The organism is Halogeometricum sp. S3BR5-2, assembly GCF_031624635.1.
In the GTDB taxonomy this organism is placed as follows: Archaea; Halobacteriota; Halobacteria; order Halobacteriales; family Haloferacaceae; genus Halogeometricum; species Halogeometricum luteum.
In genome coordinates, this window is the sequence record NZ_JAMQOQ010000002.1 from 931,962 (window position 1) to 948,448 (window position 16,487).

At 65.6% G+C, this 16,487-nt stretch carries 18 protein-coding genes and 1 tRNA gene; 9 read left to right on the top strand and 10 right to left on the bottom strand.

What is annotated here, in order from left to right; translation table 11 throughout:
* Positions 1–50 precede the first annotated feature (50 nt).
* The 4 genes from NDI79_RS11445 to NDI79_RS11460 all read right to left on the bottom strand — a co-directional run bounded on the left by NDI79_RS11445 (position 51) and on the right by NDI79_RS11460 (position 2,928).
* Positions 51–941 carry a succinate dehydrogenase/fumarate reductase iron-sulfur subunit gene (locus tag NDI79_RS11445; protein WP_310928582.1) on the bottom strand — a complete coding sequence of 297 codons (891 nt, stop codon included), beginning with the start codon at positions 939–941 and terminating at the stop codon, positions 51–53.
* Position 942: 1 nt separating this feature from the next.
* Positions 943–1,320 (bottom strand): succinate dehydrogenase/fumarate reductase transmembrane subunit, encoded by a 378-nt coding sequence (locus NDI79_RS11450; protein WP_310928583.1) that lies wholly within the window; start codon positions 1,318–1,320, stop codon positions 943–945.
* Positions 1,321–1,322: 2 nt separating this feature from the next.
* Positions 1,323–1,715 carry a succinate dehydrogenase, cytochrome b556 subunit gene (sdhC, locus tag NDI79_RS11455; RefSeq protein WP_008383170.1) on the bottom strand — a complete coding sequence of 131 codons (393 nt, stop codon included), beginning with the start codon at positions 1,713–1,715 and terminating at the stop codon, positions 1,323–1,325.
* 184 nt (positions 1,716–1,899) lie between these two features.
* Entirely contained in the window at positions 1,900–2,928 is a 1,029-nt protein-coding gene (locus NDI79_RS11460; RefSeq protein ID WP_310928584.1) for a succinylglutamate desuccinylase/aspartoacylase family protein, read from the bottom strand.
* A 120-nt stretch (positions 2,929–3,048) separates the two neighbouring features.
* On the opposite strand from NDI79_RS11460, the gene NDI79_RS11465 reads away from it, so the two are divergent.
* Both NDI79_RS11465 and NDI79_RS11470 read left to right on the top strand, forming a co-directional pair.
* Positions 3,049–4,404: a putative ATP-dependent zinc protease gene (locus NDI79_RS11465; protein WP_310928585.1), complete on the top strand. Its 1,356-nt coding sequence runs from the start codon at positions 3,049–3,051 to the stop codon at positions 4,402–4,404.
* Between the two features lie 59 nt (positions 4,405–4,463).
* Positions 4,464–5,027 (top strand): DNA-3-methyladenine glycosylase family protein, encoded by a 564-nt coding sequence (locus NDI79_RS11470; RefSeq protein ID WP_310928586.1) that lies wholly within the window; start codon positions 4,464–4,466, stop codon positions 5,025–5,027.
* A 17-nt stretch (positions 5,028–5,044) separates the two neighbouring features.
* Here the strand turns inward: NDI79_RS11470 and NDI79_RS11475 are convergent, their stop codons facing one another.
* A complete protein-coding gene (locus NDI79_RS11475) occupies positions 5,045–5,659 on the bottom strand; it encodes a DNA-3-methyladenine glycosylase family protein (RefSeq protein WP_425499599.1) in 615 nt (204 codons plus the stop codon).
* A gap of 373 nt (positions 5,660–6,032) precedes the next feature.
* Between NDI79_RS11475 and NDI79_RS11480 the strand changes: the two genes are divergently transcribed.
* Together NDI79_RS11480 and NDI79_RS11485 are read left to right on the top strand one after the other, a co-directional pair.
* Positions 6,033–7,478 carry a chymotrypsin family serine protease gene (locus NDI79_RS11480; protein WP_310928588.1) on the top strand — a complete coding sequence of 482 codons (1,446 nt, stop codon included), beginning with the start codon at positions 6,033–6,035 and terminating at the stop codon, positions 7,476–7,478.
* Between the two features lie 8 nt (positions 7,479–7,486).
* Entirely contained in the window at positions 7,487–8,302 is an 816-nt protein-coding gene (locus NDI79_RS11485; protein WP_310928589.1) for a hypothetical protein, read from the top strand.
* Positions 8,303–8,488: 186 nt separating this feature from the next.
* Here the strand turns inward: NDI79_RS11485 and NDI79_RS11490 are convergent, their stop codons facing one another.
* Both NDI79_RS11490 and NDI79_RS11495 read right to left on the bottom strand, forming a co-directional pair.
* Positions 8,489–9,007 carry a hypothetical protein gene (locus NDI79_RS11490; protein WP_310928590.1) on the bottom strand — a complete coding sequence of 173 codons (519 nt, stop codon included), beginning with the start codon at positions 9,005–9,007 and terminating at the stop codon, positions 8,489–8,491.
* 211 nt (positions 9,008–9,218) lie between these two features.
* A complete protein-coding gene (locus NDI79_RS11495) occupies positions 9,219–9,380 on the bottom strand; it encodes a hypothetical protein (protein ID WP_310928591.1) in 162 nt (53 codons plus the stop codon).
* 388 nt (positions 9,381–9,768) lie between these two features.
* Between NDI79_RS11495 and NDI79_RS11500 the strand changes: the two genes are divergently transcribed.
* Positions 9,769–11,751, top strand: a complete 1,983-nt coding sequence (locus tag NDI79_RS11500) for a 3-hydroxyacyl-CoA dehydrogenase/enoyl-CoA hydratase family protein (protein WP_310928592.1) — start codon at positions 9,769–9,771, stop codon at positions 11,749–11,751.
* Positions 11,752–11,820: 69 nt separating this feature from the next.
* Positions 11,821–11,895, top strand: a tRNA-Glu gene (locus NDI79_RS11505).
* Positions 11,896–12,096: 201 nt separating this feature from the next.
* Here NDI79_RS11505 and NDI79_RS11510 read toward each other — a convergent pair.
* The gene (locus NDI79_RS11510; RefSeq protein WP_310928593.1) at positions 12,097–12,258 is read right to left on the bottom strand and encodes a hypothetical protein; all 162 of its coding nucleotides are present in this window, start codon (positions 12,256–12,258) and stop codon (positions 12,097–12,099) included.
* Here NDI79_RS11510 and NDI79_RS11515 point away from each other — a divergent pair.
* The 3 genes from NDI79_RS11515 (at position 12,236) to NDI79_RS11525 (ending at position 14,275) form a co-directional block, all read left to right on the top strand.
* On the top strand, positions 12,236–12,973 hold the full coding sequence (locus tag NDI79_RS11515) for a hypothetical protein (RefSeq protein ID WP_310928594.1): 738 nt from the start codon (positions 12,236–12,238) through the stop codon (positions 12,971–12,973). The two genes, NDI79_RS11510 and NDI79_RS11515, sit on opposite strands and share 23 nt — an antisense overlap.
* A gap of 218 nt (positions 12,974–13,191) precedes the next feature.
* Entirely contained in the window at positions 13,192–13,800 is a 609-nt protein-coding gene (locus NDI79_RS11520; RefSeq protein WP_310928595.1) for a DUF7344 domain-containing protein, read from the top strand.
* Between the two features lie 43 nt (positions 13,801–13,843).
* On the top strand, positions 13,844–14,275 hold the full coding sequence (locus NDI79_RS11525; protein WP_310928596.1) for a disulfide bond formation protein B: 432 nt from the start codon (positions 13,844–13,846) through the stop codon (positions 14,273–14,275).
* Between the two features lie 7 nt (positions 14,276–14,282).
* Here NDI79_RS11525 and NDI79_RS11530 read toward each other — a convergent pair whose 3' ends face one another.
* Positions 14,283–15,734 carry a DASH family cryptochrome gene (locus tag NDI79_RS11530; RefSeq protein WP_310928598.1) on the bottom strand — a complete coding sequence of 484 codons (1,452 nt, stop codon included), beginning with the start codon at positions 15,732–15,734 and terminating at the stop codon, positions 14,283–14,285.
* 70 nt (positions 15,735–15,804) lie between these two features.
* On the bottom strand, positions 15,805–16,410 hold the full coding sequence (locus tag NDI79_RS11535; protein ID WP_310928599.1) for a DUF7344 domain-containing protein: 606 nt from the start codon (positions 16,408–16,410) through the stop codon (positions 15,805–15,807).
* Positions 16,411–16,487: the final 77 nt, after the last annotated feature.

A 16,487-nucleotide genomic window follows, 5' to 3' on the forward strand; every position in this document is an offset into this window, starting at 1 on the left:
GGTGTGAGTGTTTGTCGTGGGTTAGGACTGGCTGAACTTATGCTGCCCGTTCACCAGAACTTCAGGTTGTTCTTGACCGCCTCGCGCTTCAGCTCCTGGATGTGCTCCGTGAGCGGGATGTCCTTCGGGCACACCTCGGTGCAGGAGAACTGGGTCTGACAGCGCCAGACGCCGTGTTCCTGCTCCAGAATCTCCATCCGGTGTTCCTTCATGTCCTCGCCCTCGCGTTCGTCCATCGTGAAGCGGTACGCCTTGTTGATGGCCGCGGGGCCGAGGTACTTGTTGTCCCCCGCCGCGATGTTACACGAGGACGCGCACGCGCCGCACCAGATGCAGCGCGTGGACATCTTGATCTTCTCGCGGTTCTCGCGGGACTGGAGCTGTTCGCCCTCCGGGAGGTCGTTCGTCTGGAAGTACGGTTCGACCGCGTGCATCTGGTCGTAGAAGTGCTCCATGTCCACGACGAGGTCCTTGACGACCTCCTGGTGGGGGAGCGGTTCGATGCGAACCGGCTCTTCGAGGTCCGACAGTTGGGTCTTGCAGCCGAGCCGTTGACGGCCGTTGACGAACAGCGCGTCCGACCCGCAGACCGCCTGCCGACAGGAGTGTCGGAAGGTGAGACTGGAGTCGTACTCGTCGCGGGCGTACATCAGCGCGTCGAGGACGGTCATCCCCTGGTGGTACGGGACGTGGAACTCGTCGAACCGCGGTTTCTGTTTGCCCTCGACTTCGGGGTCGTAGCGGAACACCTTCAGGAGGTAGGTGTCGTCCTCGCTGGACGCCTTCTCGGCCTCTTCGGCCTCCTTCTGGCGGTCGCGCTCGGCGGCCCGGTCGCGCTTCTTCTGCATGCGCGCCTGCTGTGCGGCCGACTGGGACTGCGACTGCGATTCGGTGTCGGCGGACGATTCCTCTTCGGTTTGTTCCGGAACTTGCGTGCTCATGTTAGAAGGGGAGGAGACTGATTCCCGCCCACGCGTTCGCCGTTCGGACGCCCTGTACGATCAGGAGGAGGCTGGCGGCGACCAGCGTCCACTTCACGGCCGTCTTTCGCGTGCCTTCGAGTCCCTGGTTCACCAAGGCGTTGAAGACGCCGTTGACGCCGTGGAACGTCGCGGTGACCAAGAACAGGATCATCAGCGAGTAGTAGGTCCACTGCTCCATCCGCGCCGACGACATGGCGAAGGTCACCTCGTCCGCGTGGTGGACGAAGTGGAGGAGGAAGAAGTGGAAGGCGAGCACTATCACGAGGAACACCGCCGTGATGCGCTGCCAGAGCCACCGCCTCCCGCCGCGCTCGAACGAGGAGTAGTGTTCCGCCATCGTCAGAACACCCCCGCGAGGAACGTCGGCACGCTGGCGACGACGATAGCGCCCGTCAGGGCCAGCGAGGCGTAGAAGCTCTTGTCCTGTGCGTGAAGCCCCACGCCGAGGTCGACGAGGAGCAGGCGGAGGCCGTTGAGGATGTGGAAGACGGCCACCGCGAGGAGGCCGACTTCGAGGATGCGAACCACAAGCAGACTCTCGAGAGTCTGGATGGTCTCCGTGTACGCCGCCGCGCCCGTCAGCGCCGTCGAGAGGACGGCGATGTGGGTGAAGAGATATCCCACCAGCACCCAGCCGGTGAACTTGTGGAAAATCCAGGCCCACATCCCCGCGGAGAACTCCTTCCATCGGCCGAAGTCCTCGATGAGGCCTCGATTGTAAGACTGACTCATGCTCCCTTGAGGCTCGGGAGCGCGGTAGTATAGAACTTACGTGTACGGCACGAGTCGCGAGAAAAGAATCGGCAGCCCGTGCCGCGAAGTCGGCGCGGCCGACCGGGTTCGTTTACCGCCGTGCGAGTACCGATTTCGGCGGCGCGGGGAGTCCTCGCGCTCGCTCCGTGGGCGCCGCTTCGACTCAGGCTCTGACGGTGTCGCCGTCGGGCGACTGCTCGCGTTCGACGACGCGGCGGACGCGCTCTTCCAGTTCGACGAGGTGACACAGCGGGTTGCCGGGGTAGACCACGGGGTTCTCCAGGACGCCGACCATCAGTCCGGTGAAGGGCGCTTCCACCGTCACGTTGTCGTCCTTGAACGGGTTGGTGATGGTGCAGATGCGGTCGCCCTCGTGGACCAACGCGCCGCGGTCGTAGTGCATGTCGACGATGCCGCCCGCGTCGGCGCGAATCCACGTCTTCTCGTTCTCGTCGTCGATGACCGTCCGCCACCCGGGCCAGCGGACGGCGGTGTCGTCGTACAGGCCGTACTCCGCGAACACGCTCTCGACGCCGGCCAAGGCCTCGTCGATTAGTTCGCGCTGGAAACGGTGGGCCTCGCCCATCTCGACGGTGATGGCGGGGACGCCCGCCGCCGTCGCCTCCGTGCGGAGCATCCCGTCCCCGCCCCCGCTGGCGATGATGACGTGCGAGCCGAACGCGTTGGCGAGGCGGGCGGTGCCCGCGTGTTCCATGTCGGCGCGGACGTGGAGCATGTTCGTCCGCCCGCGCGTGGACGTGTGGAAGTCGATGCCGAAGTCGCAGGGTAGGATGAAGTTGTCGAAGATGCGGGCGGCCATCCGCTTGGCGCTGGTCGAATCCTCCCGCCCGGGGAACGAGCGGTTCAGGTCGCGGTCGTAGATGGGGAGGTACCGCTGCTGGGCGAGGAAGCCGGGGACGTTCAGCACGGGCATGCAGACGAGCGTCCCCGCGAGGTCCGAGAGGTCCCACTCGTGGGCCACCTCGCGGACCACCTCGATGCCGTTGAGTTCGTCCCCGTGGGCCGCGGCGGTCAGAAACGCCGTCGGTCCGTCGCGCTCCCCGTTGATGATGGTGACGGGGATGCGCACCGGGTCGCCGAGATACGTCTCGCTGATACCGTACCGAACGTTCTGCGTCTCACCGCGTGCGACCTTCCCGCCGTTGTACGTGAAGGCCCCGTCGTCGCGCATACCCGGGTCTGGGTGAGGGACGTATATAAACACCCCATACCGCGCTTCCGACACGCGAACGTCCCTCACGGCGACGAGACACCGGCATATCTTTGAAACCCGCCTCTGTTAGGTTGCTGTATGTCTGACGACGGTGATTCGGTTCGCGTCGGGGTGTTGTCACTACACAACAGCAAGGAGACGAAGGCCATTTTGAACGCGGTCGACGACCTCGGCCACGAGGGCATCTGGCTCCGCCGGGAGAACACGGCGATCAGCGTCGAGGACGGCGACGTGTCGGTCGAACCCGAAGTCGACATCATCGCCAACCGCCTGCTGCTGTCGAACACCGAAGAGCCCGCCGAACTGCTCGGCCTCGCCACCACCTTCGAGCGCATCCGGCCGATGCTGAACGAACCGGCGTCGGTGCTCACCGCCGTCCACAAGTTCGCCACCGCCGCGACGCTCGCCAACTGGAACATCCAGGTGCCGGACGCGCTGCTGGCGCTCTCGAACGAGCGGCTGAATCAGGGGCGCGACCGGTTCGGCGACGTCGGCGTCTACAAATCCGCCATCGGAACGCACGGCGGCGGGACGTGGAAGGTCGACCTCACGACCCCCGTCAACCCGAAAGTCGGTAACCGGCAGGCGTTCCTACAGGACCTCATCGAACGAGACGAGAACGAGCACCGCGACCTGCGCGTCTACATCGTCGACGGCGAGGTCATCGGCGCGATGTACCGCTACGCCCCGGAGGGCGACTGGCGGACGAACGTCGCCCTCGGCGGCGACGTGGCCGACGCGACGGGCGAGATGCCGAAAGAGGCCAAGGAGACGGCGCTGTACGCCGCCGAGGTCATGGGTCTCGACTACGTCGGCGTCGACCTCATCGAGGGCGACGACGGCTGGTTCGTCCTCGAAGTCAACCCGACGGCCGGCTTCAAGGGGCTGTACAAGGCGACGAACCGCTCGCCCGCCCCGTACATCGCCAAACTCGCCATCGAACAGGCCGGCGGACGCGTCGAGGAGGACCGCGTGGCCGAACTGGCGGCGACGCTGGACGACTCCGAACCGGCGAGCATGCCGCGCGTCGACCCCGGACCCGAGGGCGAGTTGCCGCTCATCGGTTACATCGAGGAAGTCGTCGTTTCGGGCACCAGCGGGTCGACGCAGGCGCTGGCGAAGTCGGACACGGGCGCGACCCGGACGAGCATCGACACCTCGCTCGCGGCGAAAATCGGCGCCGGCCCCATCAAGAGTATGACGCGCGTGAAGTCGGGGTCGGTGAAGTCCGGGAAGGCCCGCCCCGTCGTCGACCTCGTCATCGGCATCGGCGGCACCCAGCACACCGTCACCGCCAGCGTCGAGGACCGCTCGCACATGGACTACCCGCTCCTCCTCGGCCGCGACATCCTCCAGCACTACCGCGTCGACGTGCGCCGCCGCGTCGACGAGGGCGGCAAGGACGGCGACGAAGAGGAGATGCTCGAAGAGTAGAGCGGTCTCCTCCGCCGGGAGCGACGCCCCTATGCCTCCGGGCGACGCACCCGACGGACATGGACCCGATACGGAACGACGACCGACTCGCCGAACTCGTCGCGGAGCACGGCGAACTCGCCGTCGAACCCGCCGAGGACGAGTTCGAGCGGTTCGTCGTCTCCATCGTCAACCAGCAGTTGTCGACGCAGTCGGCGGCCGCCATCCGGGACCGCCTGTTCGAGCGCTTCGAGGTGACCCCCGAGGCGATGCTGGCCGCCGAGGAGGACGCCCTCCGCGACGTCGGACTCTCCTCGCAGAAGATATCGTACGTGCGGAGCGTGGCGACGGCGTTTCAGGAGGACGACCTCACCCGCGAGGGTCTCGCGCACCTGAGCGACGAGGAGGCGCTCGCGCGCCTCACGGAGATTCGCGGCGTCGGGGACTGGACGGCGAAGATGTACCTGATGTTCGTCCTCGCGCGGGAGGACGTCTTCCCCGTCGAGGACCTCGGGATTCGAAAGGCGATGGCGAAGCTGTACGGCATCGACGAGGACGACCGGACGGCGATGGTCGACCGGGCGGAGGCGTGGCGACCCCACCGGACGCTCGCCTCGCGGTATCTCTGGCGGTCGGTGGACTGACCCCGGCTTCCACTCCGCTATCCGTCGTCGGCCATGTACTCGGCCCAGATGTACCGCGTCGCCAGCGACCGGTACGGCCGCCACCGCTCGGCGATATTCCGCATCTCCGCCCGCGTCAGGTCGCCGTCCTCCCCGTCTCCCTCCCCCTCCCCGTACAGGTCCTCGATGCCGCGCCGAACCGCGAGGTCGCCGAGGGGGAGCACGTCGTCTCGTTCCAGGACGAACAGGAGGAACATCTCGGCGGTCCACTCGCCGACGCCGGATATCTCGGTGAGCGTCTCGACCACCTCCTCGTCCGAGCGGTCGGCCAACGCCTCCCGCGAGAAGTCCGACTCCCGGAAGGCCCGCGCCGCGTTCCGGACGTACTCCACCTTTCGCGCGGAGAGTCCCGCCTCCCGGAGCGCCGACTCGTCGGCTTCGAGTGCGCGTCCGGGCGTCACCTCCCCGCCGAGCGCCTCGAACACGCGCTCCGTGACCGCCGCGGCGCTGGCCGTCGAGACGCTCTGGTAGGCGACGGCGACGACGATGCGCTCGAAGGGCGCCCATTCGCGTTCGGTGTAGGGGTCGTGTTCCTCGACCAGTCGCCTCATCACCGGGTCTCGACGGAGAACCACCAGGCTGTTGTCAGTCATCGTCCACTGGTCTGAATACGCGACGCTCTCGGGTATGACCTCTGGTCGAATCGCCCGGGAGGAGGGGTCACCCGTCGGTCACTTTGGCGACACATAGATCCTCGTCAGATACTACATAGTATTTATATTACCAGTATCGAAACAGAAGACTAGTGGCAGAAACTTTTTATTTAATGTTCCGCTCCTGATGTGATCCTATATCTCCGATTCAGACGATAAAATCCAATTCTATGGATAGTACTGATGGATGGACTGGTGTTCAATACTCAAGTACACTACGTGATTATATTATCCGTTCTAGGTAGTTCTGTCAGCTTTGAGAAAATATTATTTATCTGACAATCTTCGTCCCAGCCGGCGGTAGGAGAGAAAAATGGTAACGAAACTTCGCAAATCCATTCCACGAGAGATAGAGGACGAACTGCTCGGACGGGCGAACGTCGTCGGCGTCGGTCGCGGCCCGAAGCGGATCGACGGAAAGTCGCAGGGTGAGGAGACGATCGTCGTCTTCGTCTCGCAGAAGCTTCACAAGGAGGACCTGGACGAGGACGATATCGTCCCCGAGACGGTCTCGATCCAGGAGCAAGAGATCGAAACCGACGTCCAGGAGTCGCCGGGTGGGTTCTTCGCCCAGCACCGACAGCGACAGATGCAGACGTCCGCGGCCGGACAGTCCGCGCAATCGACGCGCTCGCCGCGTGCCGAAGCGGGACTCTCGAAACAGATGATGCGGGCGCAGGACGCCGCCATCCAGTTCGGCGAAACCCGAAAGGACCGCTGGCGGCCGTCGGTTCCCGCCGGTGTCTCGATCGGGAACGAGAACAGCAACTCCGCCGGAACGAACGGGACGCCGCCCCTCCGAACCGAGAACGGTGACGTCGTATTCCTGACGAACGCACACGTGGCCGCTCCGTTCGGGAACTCCGCTCCGGACGACGCGATACTCCAACCGGGCGTGTTCGACGGCGGGGTCGCCCCGGACGATACCATCGGCAGACTGTTGGAGGCGGTCGAACTGTCCGAAGAGGAGGATAACACCACCGACAGCGCGCTGGTCGAGATAACCGGCAACGTGGAGAACGACATCCTCGGCGTCGGGAAGCTACAGGGGTGGAAGACGGCCACGTACGACGTCGACCACTACAAGAGCGGGCGGACGACGGCGACGACGAGTTCGCGACTCGTCGCGCGCGACGTCACCGCACGCGTCAACTACGGGGCGGAGTTCTCCGAGCCGCTCACGTTCGTCGGGTTGGACGTGTTCGAGGCGTTCAGCGCGGCCGGCGACAGCGGGAGCCTCATCGGCGTCGAGGAGAGCGACGGGTTCCACGGTACGGATCTCCTCTTCGCCGGCAGCACCGCGTACACGCTCGGTATCCCGATGGACGCCGTCCAGGACGAACACGGCATCCTCGAACCCATCGAGGCGGAAGACGACGAAAACGGCGTCGGCAGCGCCGGTGAGGAGCAGGGTCAGCCGCAACTTCCCGGAGCCAACCCCGAGGGACCGCCGGAACTCGAACAGTCCGCCTCCTCGTCGGTCAGCGCCGAGTTAGAGGCGGAGGCACAGGCGACGTACACGGCGCTGACCGGATACGTCGCCGGGAACAGTACCGTGTATCGCTGGCACGGCGCGTGGAACCCCGGTTACACCGTTCACTACTCGGTTCGCCCGACGACGAACGGCCAGTTCATCCGCGGTTCGGTCTACTACACGTACAAAGACGGGGATGGGAACCTCTGGTACCTCGTTCAGATACAGAACCTCACCAGTTCGGCCAGCTACTACGACGTCCGCGCGTCGTACGAGTACAGCTAACGACAGCCATGGACGTACCACCGACCAATCCGAACGCGTTCGGCACGGTTCTGCCGGACGCGCAGTCGATAGCCCGAGAGCAGCCACAGCAGTCCGCCGAACAGCACGAAATCGAACGGATGCAACCCCAACAGATCCCACAGATGCAGCAACCCCAGGAACTCTCACAGCCGCAGATACAGTCCCACGAACAGCAGACGCAACCGCAGCAGCCCCAGCAGCAGATGCAACCGCAGCAACAGCCCCAACAGCAGATACAACCGCAGCAACAGCCCCAACAGCAGATGCAACCGCAGCAACAGCCCCAGCAGCAGCAACCGTCCCAGCAGCAACCGCAGATGCAGTCGCAGCAACAATCCCCGCAGCAGCAACAGCAGTTCCCGCAGGCGCAATCACAACAGCAGTCCGGACAGCAGACCGCTCCGCCGGACCCGATGCAGTTCGAGCAGTCCGGACAGCAACTCTCTCAGGGGCTGAACATCGAAGGCGTCTCGCCGCCCGGGTTCGACGCCGCTTCCATGGGGACGCAGTCGTCCGCCATCGAAGCCGGTGCCGAGTTAGAGGCGGAAGCGCAGGCGACGTACACGGCGCTGACCGGATACGTCGCCGGGAACGACACCGTGTATCGCTGGCACGGCGCGTGGCACCCCGGTTATACCGTCCACTACTCGGCTCGCCCGACGACGAACGGTCGATACATCCGCGGCTCCGTCTACTACACGTACAAGGACGGTGACGGGAACCTCTGGTATCTCGTCCAGATACAGAACCTCTCCAGTTCGGCCAGCTACTACGACGTCCGCGCGTCGTACGAGTACAGCTAACGCGAGTCGGTAGAGCGCGTCCGCTCCGGATGCCGAGGACGTGCGTCTCGGTTTCGGAGGACGGCTCGCCACCGGTCCGTCGGTGGAACGCACTACTCGCGTAAGGCGACAGCGACTGCCCGGCGTGCGACTGCGAGGCCCCCGCGCAGTGAGGGCGCTCGTAGCGTTGGTCGGAAACGGTCGCGGTCAGGCCGTGTCGTTCCCGACCGCACAGAGGCGGCGACGAATCGCCGCTTTCGCCGTCTCGCGGTTCTTTCCGTCTCGCTCGCGGGACAGTAACCGTTCGAGTTCCTCCGTCGTCGTCACGTCCGGGAGTCGGTCCCGGAGTTCGTGGACCGTGTACTGTTCGGGGTCGAACGTCGTCTCCGTCGGCTTCTCCTCTGCGACAGTCTCCGTCGATTCTGGAGGCGCTTCGTCGCCCGAGGCAGTGGGCGGTAGTGTCTGCGTGTCGGCGGCCGGTGGCGTGGGCTGCTCGGTCGAGAGCGCCGTCGCCAACTCGTCGGACGGGGGCAGCGACGGCCGGGCGGGCGGTGTCGACGGTCGATCCGACGGCGGTTCCGCGGAGGCGGGAGCTGCCGGTTCGGGAGACGGTGGTTCGGCGTCGTTCGGTGTTGCGGAGGTGGTGGCGTCGACACGGCCACCCGCCTCGATTTCCGTCCCGTCAGTCGGGACTCCGCGCCCGTCGTCGACGTCTCGCAGTGCCACCAGAACCTCCGGCGGCGGGACTAATCCGTCGACGCCGTGCACGCGCGGATATCGAGTGTCGAGAGCGGCGTTCTTCGCGGCTCCGTGCGGCGGGGCCGGTGGCGGGTTCGTTTCGAGAGCGACGGGGTTCGGGTTCATGATCGGGGGATGTCCGCCCCGTTCTCGGGCGGACGTCCGTAAAATCCGAACGACGGATCGGACCTGCGGTCGCCTAATCGGCGACGCACACGTCCGATTTCACGTGAACCTCGACGATGGGCGCGGCGACGCTCGTGAACACCAGCCATCGCTCGTCCCCGTCCTCGTAGGTTCCGGTCTGTACCAGTTCGTCGCGCTGTGCTCGCGTGTCGGTCCGCGGGAGATCCTCAGTCACGGTGCTCCTCCGTCAAAAGCCGGTCGTGTCGACCGTTAACCGAGTCAACCGAGTGTTCATCGTGCGAACCGATGACGTTAGTCATCACCCCTCATATCAGATAACGGGATATAGCTCTTTTTGTAAAATTTCCGTCTAGTTACTACTGTCCGAACTCCGACAGAACGGTCCAGTCGTTCGCAGAGTTCTCCTTCGACGCCCGGACGTCTTCGATTCTCTCGTCGTCGCCGCCAGCACGCGTTCGAACGTCGACTAGCGGCCATACCTCGCTGTCGGGCCGTGCGAACGGCGAGCGGCGGCCCGTCTGAACAACTACGAATAAACGCATTAAGAGTTTCAAGAGTACGCTAGGGAAACGTTGAAACGCCTCGCAACCGAGATTCCGGGTATGGAATTAGACGATATCAACACTATCACGGTTCTCGGTGCCGGTAACATGGGTCACGGCATCGCCGAGGTGGCGGCGCTGGCGGGCTACGAGGTGCACCTGCGCGACATCAACGAGGAGTTCGTGGAGAACGGCTACGACCAGATCGAGTGGTCGCTCGGGAAACTCGCCGAGAACGAGCAGATATCGGACTCCGACGCCGACGCGGCCCTCGAACGGGTGAGCACGTACGTCGACCTCGCGGAGTCCGTCTCGGAGGCCGACGTGGTGATAGAGGCCGTCCCCGAGCGGATGGACATCAAGAAGGACGTCTACACCGAGTTGGAGGCGGCCGCCCCCGAGGAGACGGTGTTCGCCACGAACACCTCCAGCCTCTCGGTCACCGAACTCGCCGAGGTGACCGAACGCCCCGAGCGGTTCTGCGGGATGCACTTCTTCAACCCGCCCGTCCGGATGCAACTCGTCGAGGTCATCTCCGGGGCGGAGACTTCTGAAGAAACGATGGACCTGATAACCGACCTCGCCGAGGCGATGGGGAAGACGCCCGTGCGCGTGATGAAGGACAGCCCCGGGTTCGTCGCCAACCGCATTCTGGTGCCCCTGATGAACGAGGCGGCCTGGATCGTCGAATCCGGCGACGCCACCGTCTCGGAGGTCGACTCCACGACGAAGTACGAGATGGGCCTCCCGATGGGGAGCTTCGAACTCGCCGACCAGGTCGGTATCGACGTGGGCTATCACGTCCTCGAGTACATGCACGAGGTGCTGGGCGACGCCTACGAACCCTGCCCGCTCCTCGAAGAGAAAGTCGAGGCGGAGAACCTCGGGAAGAAGACCGGGAAGGGCTTCTACGACTACGAGGACGGCGAGGGCGCGCAGGTGCCCACCGACGAGGTCCGCGAGGACGTCGCCCGCCGTCTGACGGCCGTGATGGCGAACGAGGTGGCCGGACTCCTCGGAAACGAGGTGGCGACCGTCGACGACGTCGACCGCGCGCTGAAACTCGGGGGCGGGTTCCCCGACGGCCCGGCGAAGATGGCCGACGACGCGGGTCTGGAGACGCTGGTCGAGACGCTCGACGACCTGCACGAGGAGACGGGCGCGGAGCGCTACGAGGCGGTCGACTACCTGCGCGAACTGGCCGAATCGGGCGATAACTTCCACGGGAGCGCCGACGAGGGCGACGGCGCCGACCCCTACGACTTCGAGAACGTCTCCGTCGAGGTGCGAGACGGGGTGGGACATCTCGAACTCGACCGTCCGCACCGGCTGAACACCATCAGCGACGACCTCATCGCGGACTTCTCCGACGCCGTCGACGCTCTCGCCGCGGACGACGGCGTGCGCGCCATCCTTCTCACGGGGGCGGGCGACCGCGCGTTCTCCGCGGGCGCCGACATCCAGAGCGCCGCCGGAAGCGCCGGCGACCCCAACCTCGGCGCGGAACTCTCGCGGCAGGGTCAGCACACGTTCGGCAAGCTCGAAGACTGCGACAAACCCGTCGTCGCCGCCATCGACGGCTACTGTCTCGGCGGCGGGATGGAGTTGAGCATGTGTGCGGACCTGCGCGTCGCCTCGAAGCGTTCGGAGTTCGGTCAGCCCGAACACGACCTCGGTCTCCTGCCGGGGTGGGGCGGCAGCGTCCGCCTCCAGCGCATCGTCGGCACCGGCCGCGCGAAGGAGATCATCTTCACCGCCGACCGCTACGACGCGGAGACGATGGCCGACTACGGCTTCGTCAACGAGGTGTACGACAACGACGAGTTCGACGAGGAGGCGTTCGAATACGCGAAGCGGTTCGCCGGGGGACCGCCCATCGCGCAGAAGTACACCAAGCGCGCGATGCACAGCGGATGGGACGACACGGACGCCGGCCTCGAAGTCGAATCGCAGGCGTTCGGCCTCCTCTTCGCCACCGACGACCTGATGGAGGGGATGACGGCGTTCATGGGTGACCGCGACCCCGAGTTCGAGGGCAAGTAAGAGACTCCCTCCCGCGGCTACTCCGTAACGGAATCTTTAAACGAATTAGCCCACCACGATAGAGTGCAGGCTCGGTTGGTGTAGTCCGGCCAATCATCTTGGCCTTTCGAGCCGAGGACCAGGGTTCAAATCCCTGACCGAGCATCCCCACCGTACTCTCGTCTCCCAATTTTCACACGTGGCATAGCACGAACCAAACCCTATGTCACAGGCCGAGTCGATTCACTCGACCTCAAACCCCGACCCCGTACCGCGATTGGCGTTCGTGTCGGACTCAATTCAGAAGTCGGCGGGCTCTTCGGGAGGTCTCGAACTCGAAGACTTCCCGTTCGTGACCGAAACGTCTTAGCCGACCGAGCGGCGTTCCTCGGCGTGTTCGTCCACGAACTCGCAGGTGCCGGAGCGCCGTTCGGCGACCGGACTCGAAGATTGGAGAAGACGCTCGCGCCGTCGCTCGAACGAGTCGTCGGAGCGCGTTCCTGAGATGGGGACGCTCGTACTCGACATCGAGACGGCGAGTCCGTTCGGCGAACCGCCCGAGAACGCGAACGAGACGGAGCACTACGAGTGGGTCGCCGTCGGCCTCGCGTACGCCGACGAACTCGACGAGACGCCGGAGACGGAGGTGCTGTTCCGTCGGGGCGACTGGGACGACGCGTACACCGTCGACCTCTTCGAGCGACTGTTCGAGTGGTGCGACGAACGGGCCGTCGACCGGGTGCTCACGTACAACGGCACGTGGTTCGACGGGAAACACCTCCTCAACTGGGCCGACGAACTCGACGCGTCGACCGACCGCGAGTTCCGGCGACGCATCGAGGCACTCTTCGAGAACCACGTCGACGTCGCCCTCGCGGCGGCCGACGAGTACGCGGACGAACTCTGGGACGACCAGTACATCCTCCCGGACTGGAAGGCGTACGACCTCGCGGGTATCGACAACGACAGCGTCTGGTACGACGACTACGACTTCCCCGACGTCTACCTCTCGGAGATAGACGGACCCGCCGTCCAGGGTAAGCACGTCGGACGGATACTCGGAGCGCGGTACGTCGAGAACGTCAGCGTCGGTATCGAGGCCACCAGCGTCCACCGGGAACTCGCGCGCCTCCTCGAAGACTACTCCGAGAGCGACGTCGCGGACCTGATCGAACTCTACGCCGCACTCGGCGGTCCCGCCCTCGACGAGACGTACCGCCGGTCGGCTCGCGAGATTCGATAGCGGTCGGTCCTCCTCCCCGCCGGCCGACGCGGCCGGAGTTGAACCGCCCGACTTGATTATCAAATGTTATTTCTCTGCCGATAGAATTTTATCTAAATGGAGAAAGTCTGAAGCGTGAGTCATACACGGATCTCCTCGGAAGACGCAGCCGTTCGGGGGGGACCGTTTATACCGTCGCACGGAATAGATGGACGTAGTCGGTGGGGAGGGGTAACGAGGTGAGCGTACAACGCGTGTTCGCAGACGACGAAGCCGAGCGGTTGACGAAAGACGACATCTACTCGATGTTGAGTAACCGTCGGCGCCGGTTGGTGCTCGACCATCTCCGCCGAATCGGAGAGGAGGTGTCGGTCCGCGACCTCTCGGAGGAGGTGGCGGCGTTAGAGAACGGTATCGACGCGAAAGAGGTGACGTACAAGCAGCGAAAGCGCGTCTACACGTCGCTCCACCAGACGCACCTGCCGAAACTCGACGACGTGGGCGTCGTGGTGTACGACCGCGACCGCGGCACCATCTCGTTGACGCCGCTGGCGACCGAACTCGACTCCTTTCTGGTGGACGACAGCGAAGACGAACCACCCCGTTCGACCCCGTGGCCGATGTACTATCTGGGATTGTCGGCGCTGTCGATACTACTCGTGACGCTCGCGTGGACGCGGCTCTTCCCCTTCTCGTTGCTACCGGACCTCGGGTACGGGCTCCTCATCGGGTTCGGGTTCGCCGTTTCGGCCGCCCTGCACGTCTACACCGAACGCCGGGGCGGGGCGGGCGAAACTCCCCGCGCCGTCGCCCTGCTGACCGACCCGCGGCGGCGGGACGGCGACTGACCGACTCCGACACGTTCAAGCCGTCCGCTGTCGGGGTCCGAACATGGCGTCTTCGACACGCGGCGTCCTCGCCCTCTCGACGCTCGTCGCCGCCGTCGCCACCGCGGGGAGCCTGTTCTTCAGCCTCGGCCTCGGTCTGGTCCCGTGCGAACTCTGCTGGTACCAGCGCATCCTGATGTACCCGCTCGTCGTCGTCCTCGGCGTCGCCGCCGCGGAGGAGCGAACCGACGTCTACCGGACGGCGCTGCCGCTGTCGGTGCTCGGCATCCTCGTCTCCTCGTACCACGTCTACATCCAACTGTTCCCGGTGTCGACGGGGTGCACGCTCGGCGGCGGGTGTTCGTCCATCCAGTACCCGATGCTGGGCGGTCTGTTGACCATCCCGCGACTCGCGCTCATCGCGTTCGTCCTGATAACCGTCCTCGTCGGCGTTCTCGCCTACCGGGAGGATGGGGCGGGCGCGTGGGGTCGCTAACGGCGCGCTACCCGTCCGGTCGAACGACCGGTTCGGGGTAGTCGACGCCGAGTCGGACCCCGGACGCCTCCTGTTCGGCTTCGCTCATCGTCCACGGTTCGTGCGCGCGTTCGGGTGAAAGCGCGTCGAGTTCCGGCAGCCACGTCTTCACGTACTCGGCGTCGGGGTCGTACGTTCGCGCCTGTCCGAGCACGTCGAACGACCGGTCGCGCGAGTCGTTGCCGACGCCCGCGACGTACGCCCAGTTGCCGTAGTTCGAGCAGGGGTCGTAGTCGACGAGGTGCGTCTCGAAGAACGCCGCCCCGCGCCGCCAGTCCACGCCGAGGTCGTTCGCGAGGAACGACGCGGCGTTCTGCCGCCCCCGGTTCGACACGTAGCCCGTCTCCACCAGTTCGCGCACGTTCGCGTCGACGAACGGGACGCCCGTCTCCCCCGCTTTCCAACGTCGCAACCGCTCGCCGTCGCCGCGCCACGCGAGGTCGGTCCGCTCGCGGATGCCTTCCCGGCGGAAGAACGCGCCGCCGTGCTTCCTGCTCTGAAATTGGAAGAAGTCGCGCCACAGGAGTTCGAAGAGGAGCCAGTACGTCGACTCGTTGGCGACGCGTTCGTCCTCGTAGCGGCGCACCTCGCGTTCGACCGCGCGCGGCGAGAGACAGCCCTCGTTGAGCCACGGCGAGAGCTTCGAGGAGTAGTCGGCGCCGAGCATCCCGTTGCGCGTCTCCTTGTACTCGCGGAGGTGGTCGCCGCGCCAGAGGTACTGCTTCAGTCTGTCGCGGCCGGCGCCCTCCCCGCCGGGGAACGAGTGGACCGCCCGTTCGTCGGGCGTCGGGTCCGAGAGCGCCTCGTCCAGGTCGACCGGCGACGGAATCTCCCCGGCGGGGACGCGACCGCTCCCGACCGATGCCGGGGGCGAGGGCAGGTCCGGGACGCCGACCGGGTCGCGGACGGACGCCTCCGCCTCGACGGCCTTCCGGAACGGCGTGTACGTGTCGTCGACGGCGGTGAACGGCGTCGGGAGGTCGGCGACGTGATACAGCGTGTGCGTCCAGAAGCGGTGGACCGCGAGACCGCGGTCGCGCAGGGCGGCGGTCGCTCGGTTCTCGACGGCGACTTCCTCCGGCGCGGGAAGCGTCTGCGCGAACACCCGGTCGGCGTCGACCGCCGCGGCGAGTTCGGGGAGCACCTCCTCCGGGCGGCCGCGCCGGACGACGAGGCCGGACCCGCGCGCCGAGAGCGATTCGCGCAGGTCCGCGACGGACTCCCGACGGAAGCGGACGCGGTGGCTCCCCGTCTTGCGGAACCGAAAGGAGCGCTCGCCGCCGTACTCCCGGAGACCGTACTCGCGGGGGTCGAAACAGTACACCGGAATCAGGCGGTCGGCGTCGGCCGCGGCCGCCAGCGTCGGGTTGTCGCGGACCCGGAGGTCCCGTCGGAACCAGACGAGCGCCGTCTCGGTCATGTCGTCAGGTAGGTCGGCGGTCGCTTGAAACGCTCGCCGCCGGCGGTCGTTCGTCCCCGTTCGGTCCCGCTCAGTCCTCGTCGGCCGTCGCCGCCTCGAACTCGGGGGTGTCGTCCGCGCCGAACCGGTGGAACACCGAACTCCGCTGGTCCACCAGTTGGTACGTCGAGGAGACGACCAACAGGAGGAAGAACACGCCGCCCAGGACCGCCGGCCCCGCCGCCGAGAGCGTCGGGACGCCGATACCGGAGCCCAGTATCGAGAGCAGACCGAGCAGTCCGAGGCCGAGGTAGTACTCCGCCCAGGAGATGCCGTACTTCGGGACGACTTCCATGTACACCGTCACCTCGTCGGCCGCCTCGGCCAGGGCGACGGTTTTTCGGTCGCTGTCGTACGTCACGATACCTAGCTCGTCCAGTTTCGGCAGGTGCGTCTGGTGAAGCGAGACGTAGACGCTCTGCCGAACGTTGCGCGGCGGGGGCGACTCCCCCGACTCGACCGCGCCGATGTACTCGGCGAGGTCCGCGACGGTCTCCGCCTCCTCTGACGACTGCAGTCGTTCGATGACGTGGCGGCGCCTGTCGTTGCGCAGTACGTCGTGTATATCGGACTGGTCGAGGCTGTCTTCGTCTCCGCGCCGGGTTGTTCCCACCGTCCCGGCCCCTCCCGTGTGCATTACACCCCTCCTTTCGACCGGAGGAACATCAACTTATCTGTGTACTATAATTTCTGATAAGCAGGATTTTTCGAAAT

Coding starts and splice junctions, on each gene's coding strand:
- NDI79_RS11445 (WP_310928582.1), bottom strand. CDS start 941: ATGAGCACGCAAGTTCCGGAACAAACCGAAGAGGAATCGTCCGCCGAC.
- NDI79_RS11450 (WP_310928583.1), bottom strand. CDS start 1,320: ATGGCGGAACACTACTCCTCGTTCGAGCGCGGCGGGAGGCGGTGGCTC.
- sdhC (WP_008383170.1), bottom strand. CDS start 1,715: ATGAGTCAGTCTTACAATCGAGGCCTCATCGAGGACTTCGGCCGATGG.
- NDI79_RS11460 (WP_310928584.1), bottom strand. CDS start 2,928: ATGCGCGACGACGGGGCCTTCACGTACAACGGCGGGAAGGTCGCACGC.
- NDI79_RS11465 (WP_310928585.1), top strand. CDS start 3,049: ATGTCTGACGACGGTGATTCGGTTCGCGTCGGGGTGTTGTCACTACAC.
- NDI79_RS11470 (WP_310928586.1), top strand. CDS start 4,464: ATGGACCCGATACGGAACGACGACCGACTCGCCGAACTCGTCGCGGAG.
- NDI79_RS11475 (WP_425499599.1), bottom strand. CDS start 5,659: ATGACTGACAACAGCCTGGTGGTTCTCCGTCGAGACCCGGTGATGAGG.
- NDI79_RS11480 (WP_310928588.1), top strand. CDS start 6,033: ATGGTAACGAAACTTCGCAAATCCATTCCACGAGAGATAGAGGACGAA.
- NDI79_RS11485 (WP_310928589.1), top strand. CDS start 7,487: ATGGACGTACCACCGACCAATCCGAACGCGTTCGGCACGGTTCTGCCG.
- NDI79_RS11500 (WP_310928592.1), top strand. CDS start 9,769: ATGGAATTAGACGATATCAACACTATCACGGTTCTCGGTGCCGGTAAC.
- NDI79_RS11515 (WP_310928594.1), top strand. CDS start 12,236: ATGGGGACGCTCGTACTCGACATCGAGACGGCGAGTCCGTTCGGCGAA.
- NDI79_RS11510 (WP_310928593.1), bottom strand. CDS start 12,258: ATGTCGAGTACGAGCGTCCCCATCTCAGGAACGCGCTCCGACGACTCG.
- NDI79_RS11525 (WP_310928596.1), top strand. CDS start 13,844: ATGGCGTCTTCGACACGCGGCGTCCTCGCCCTCTCGACGCTCGTCGCC.
- NDI79_RS11530 (WP_310928598.1), bottom strand. CDS start 15,734: ATGACCGAGACGGCGCTCGTCTGGTTCCGACGGGACCTCCGGGTCCGC.
- NDI79_RS11535 (WP_310928599.1), bottom strand. CDS start 16,410: ATGCACACGGGAGGGGCCGGGACGGTGGGAACAACCCGGCGCGGAGAC.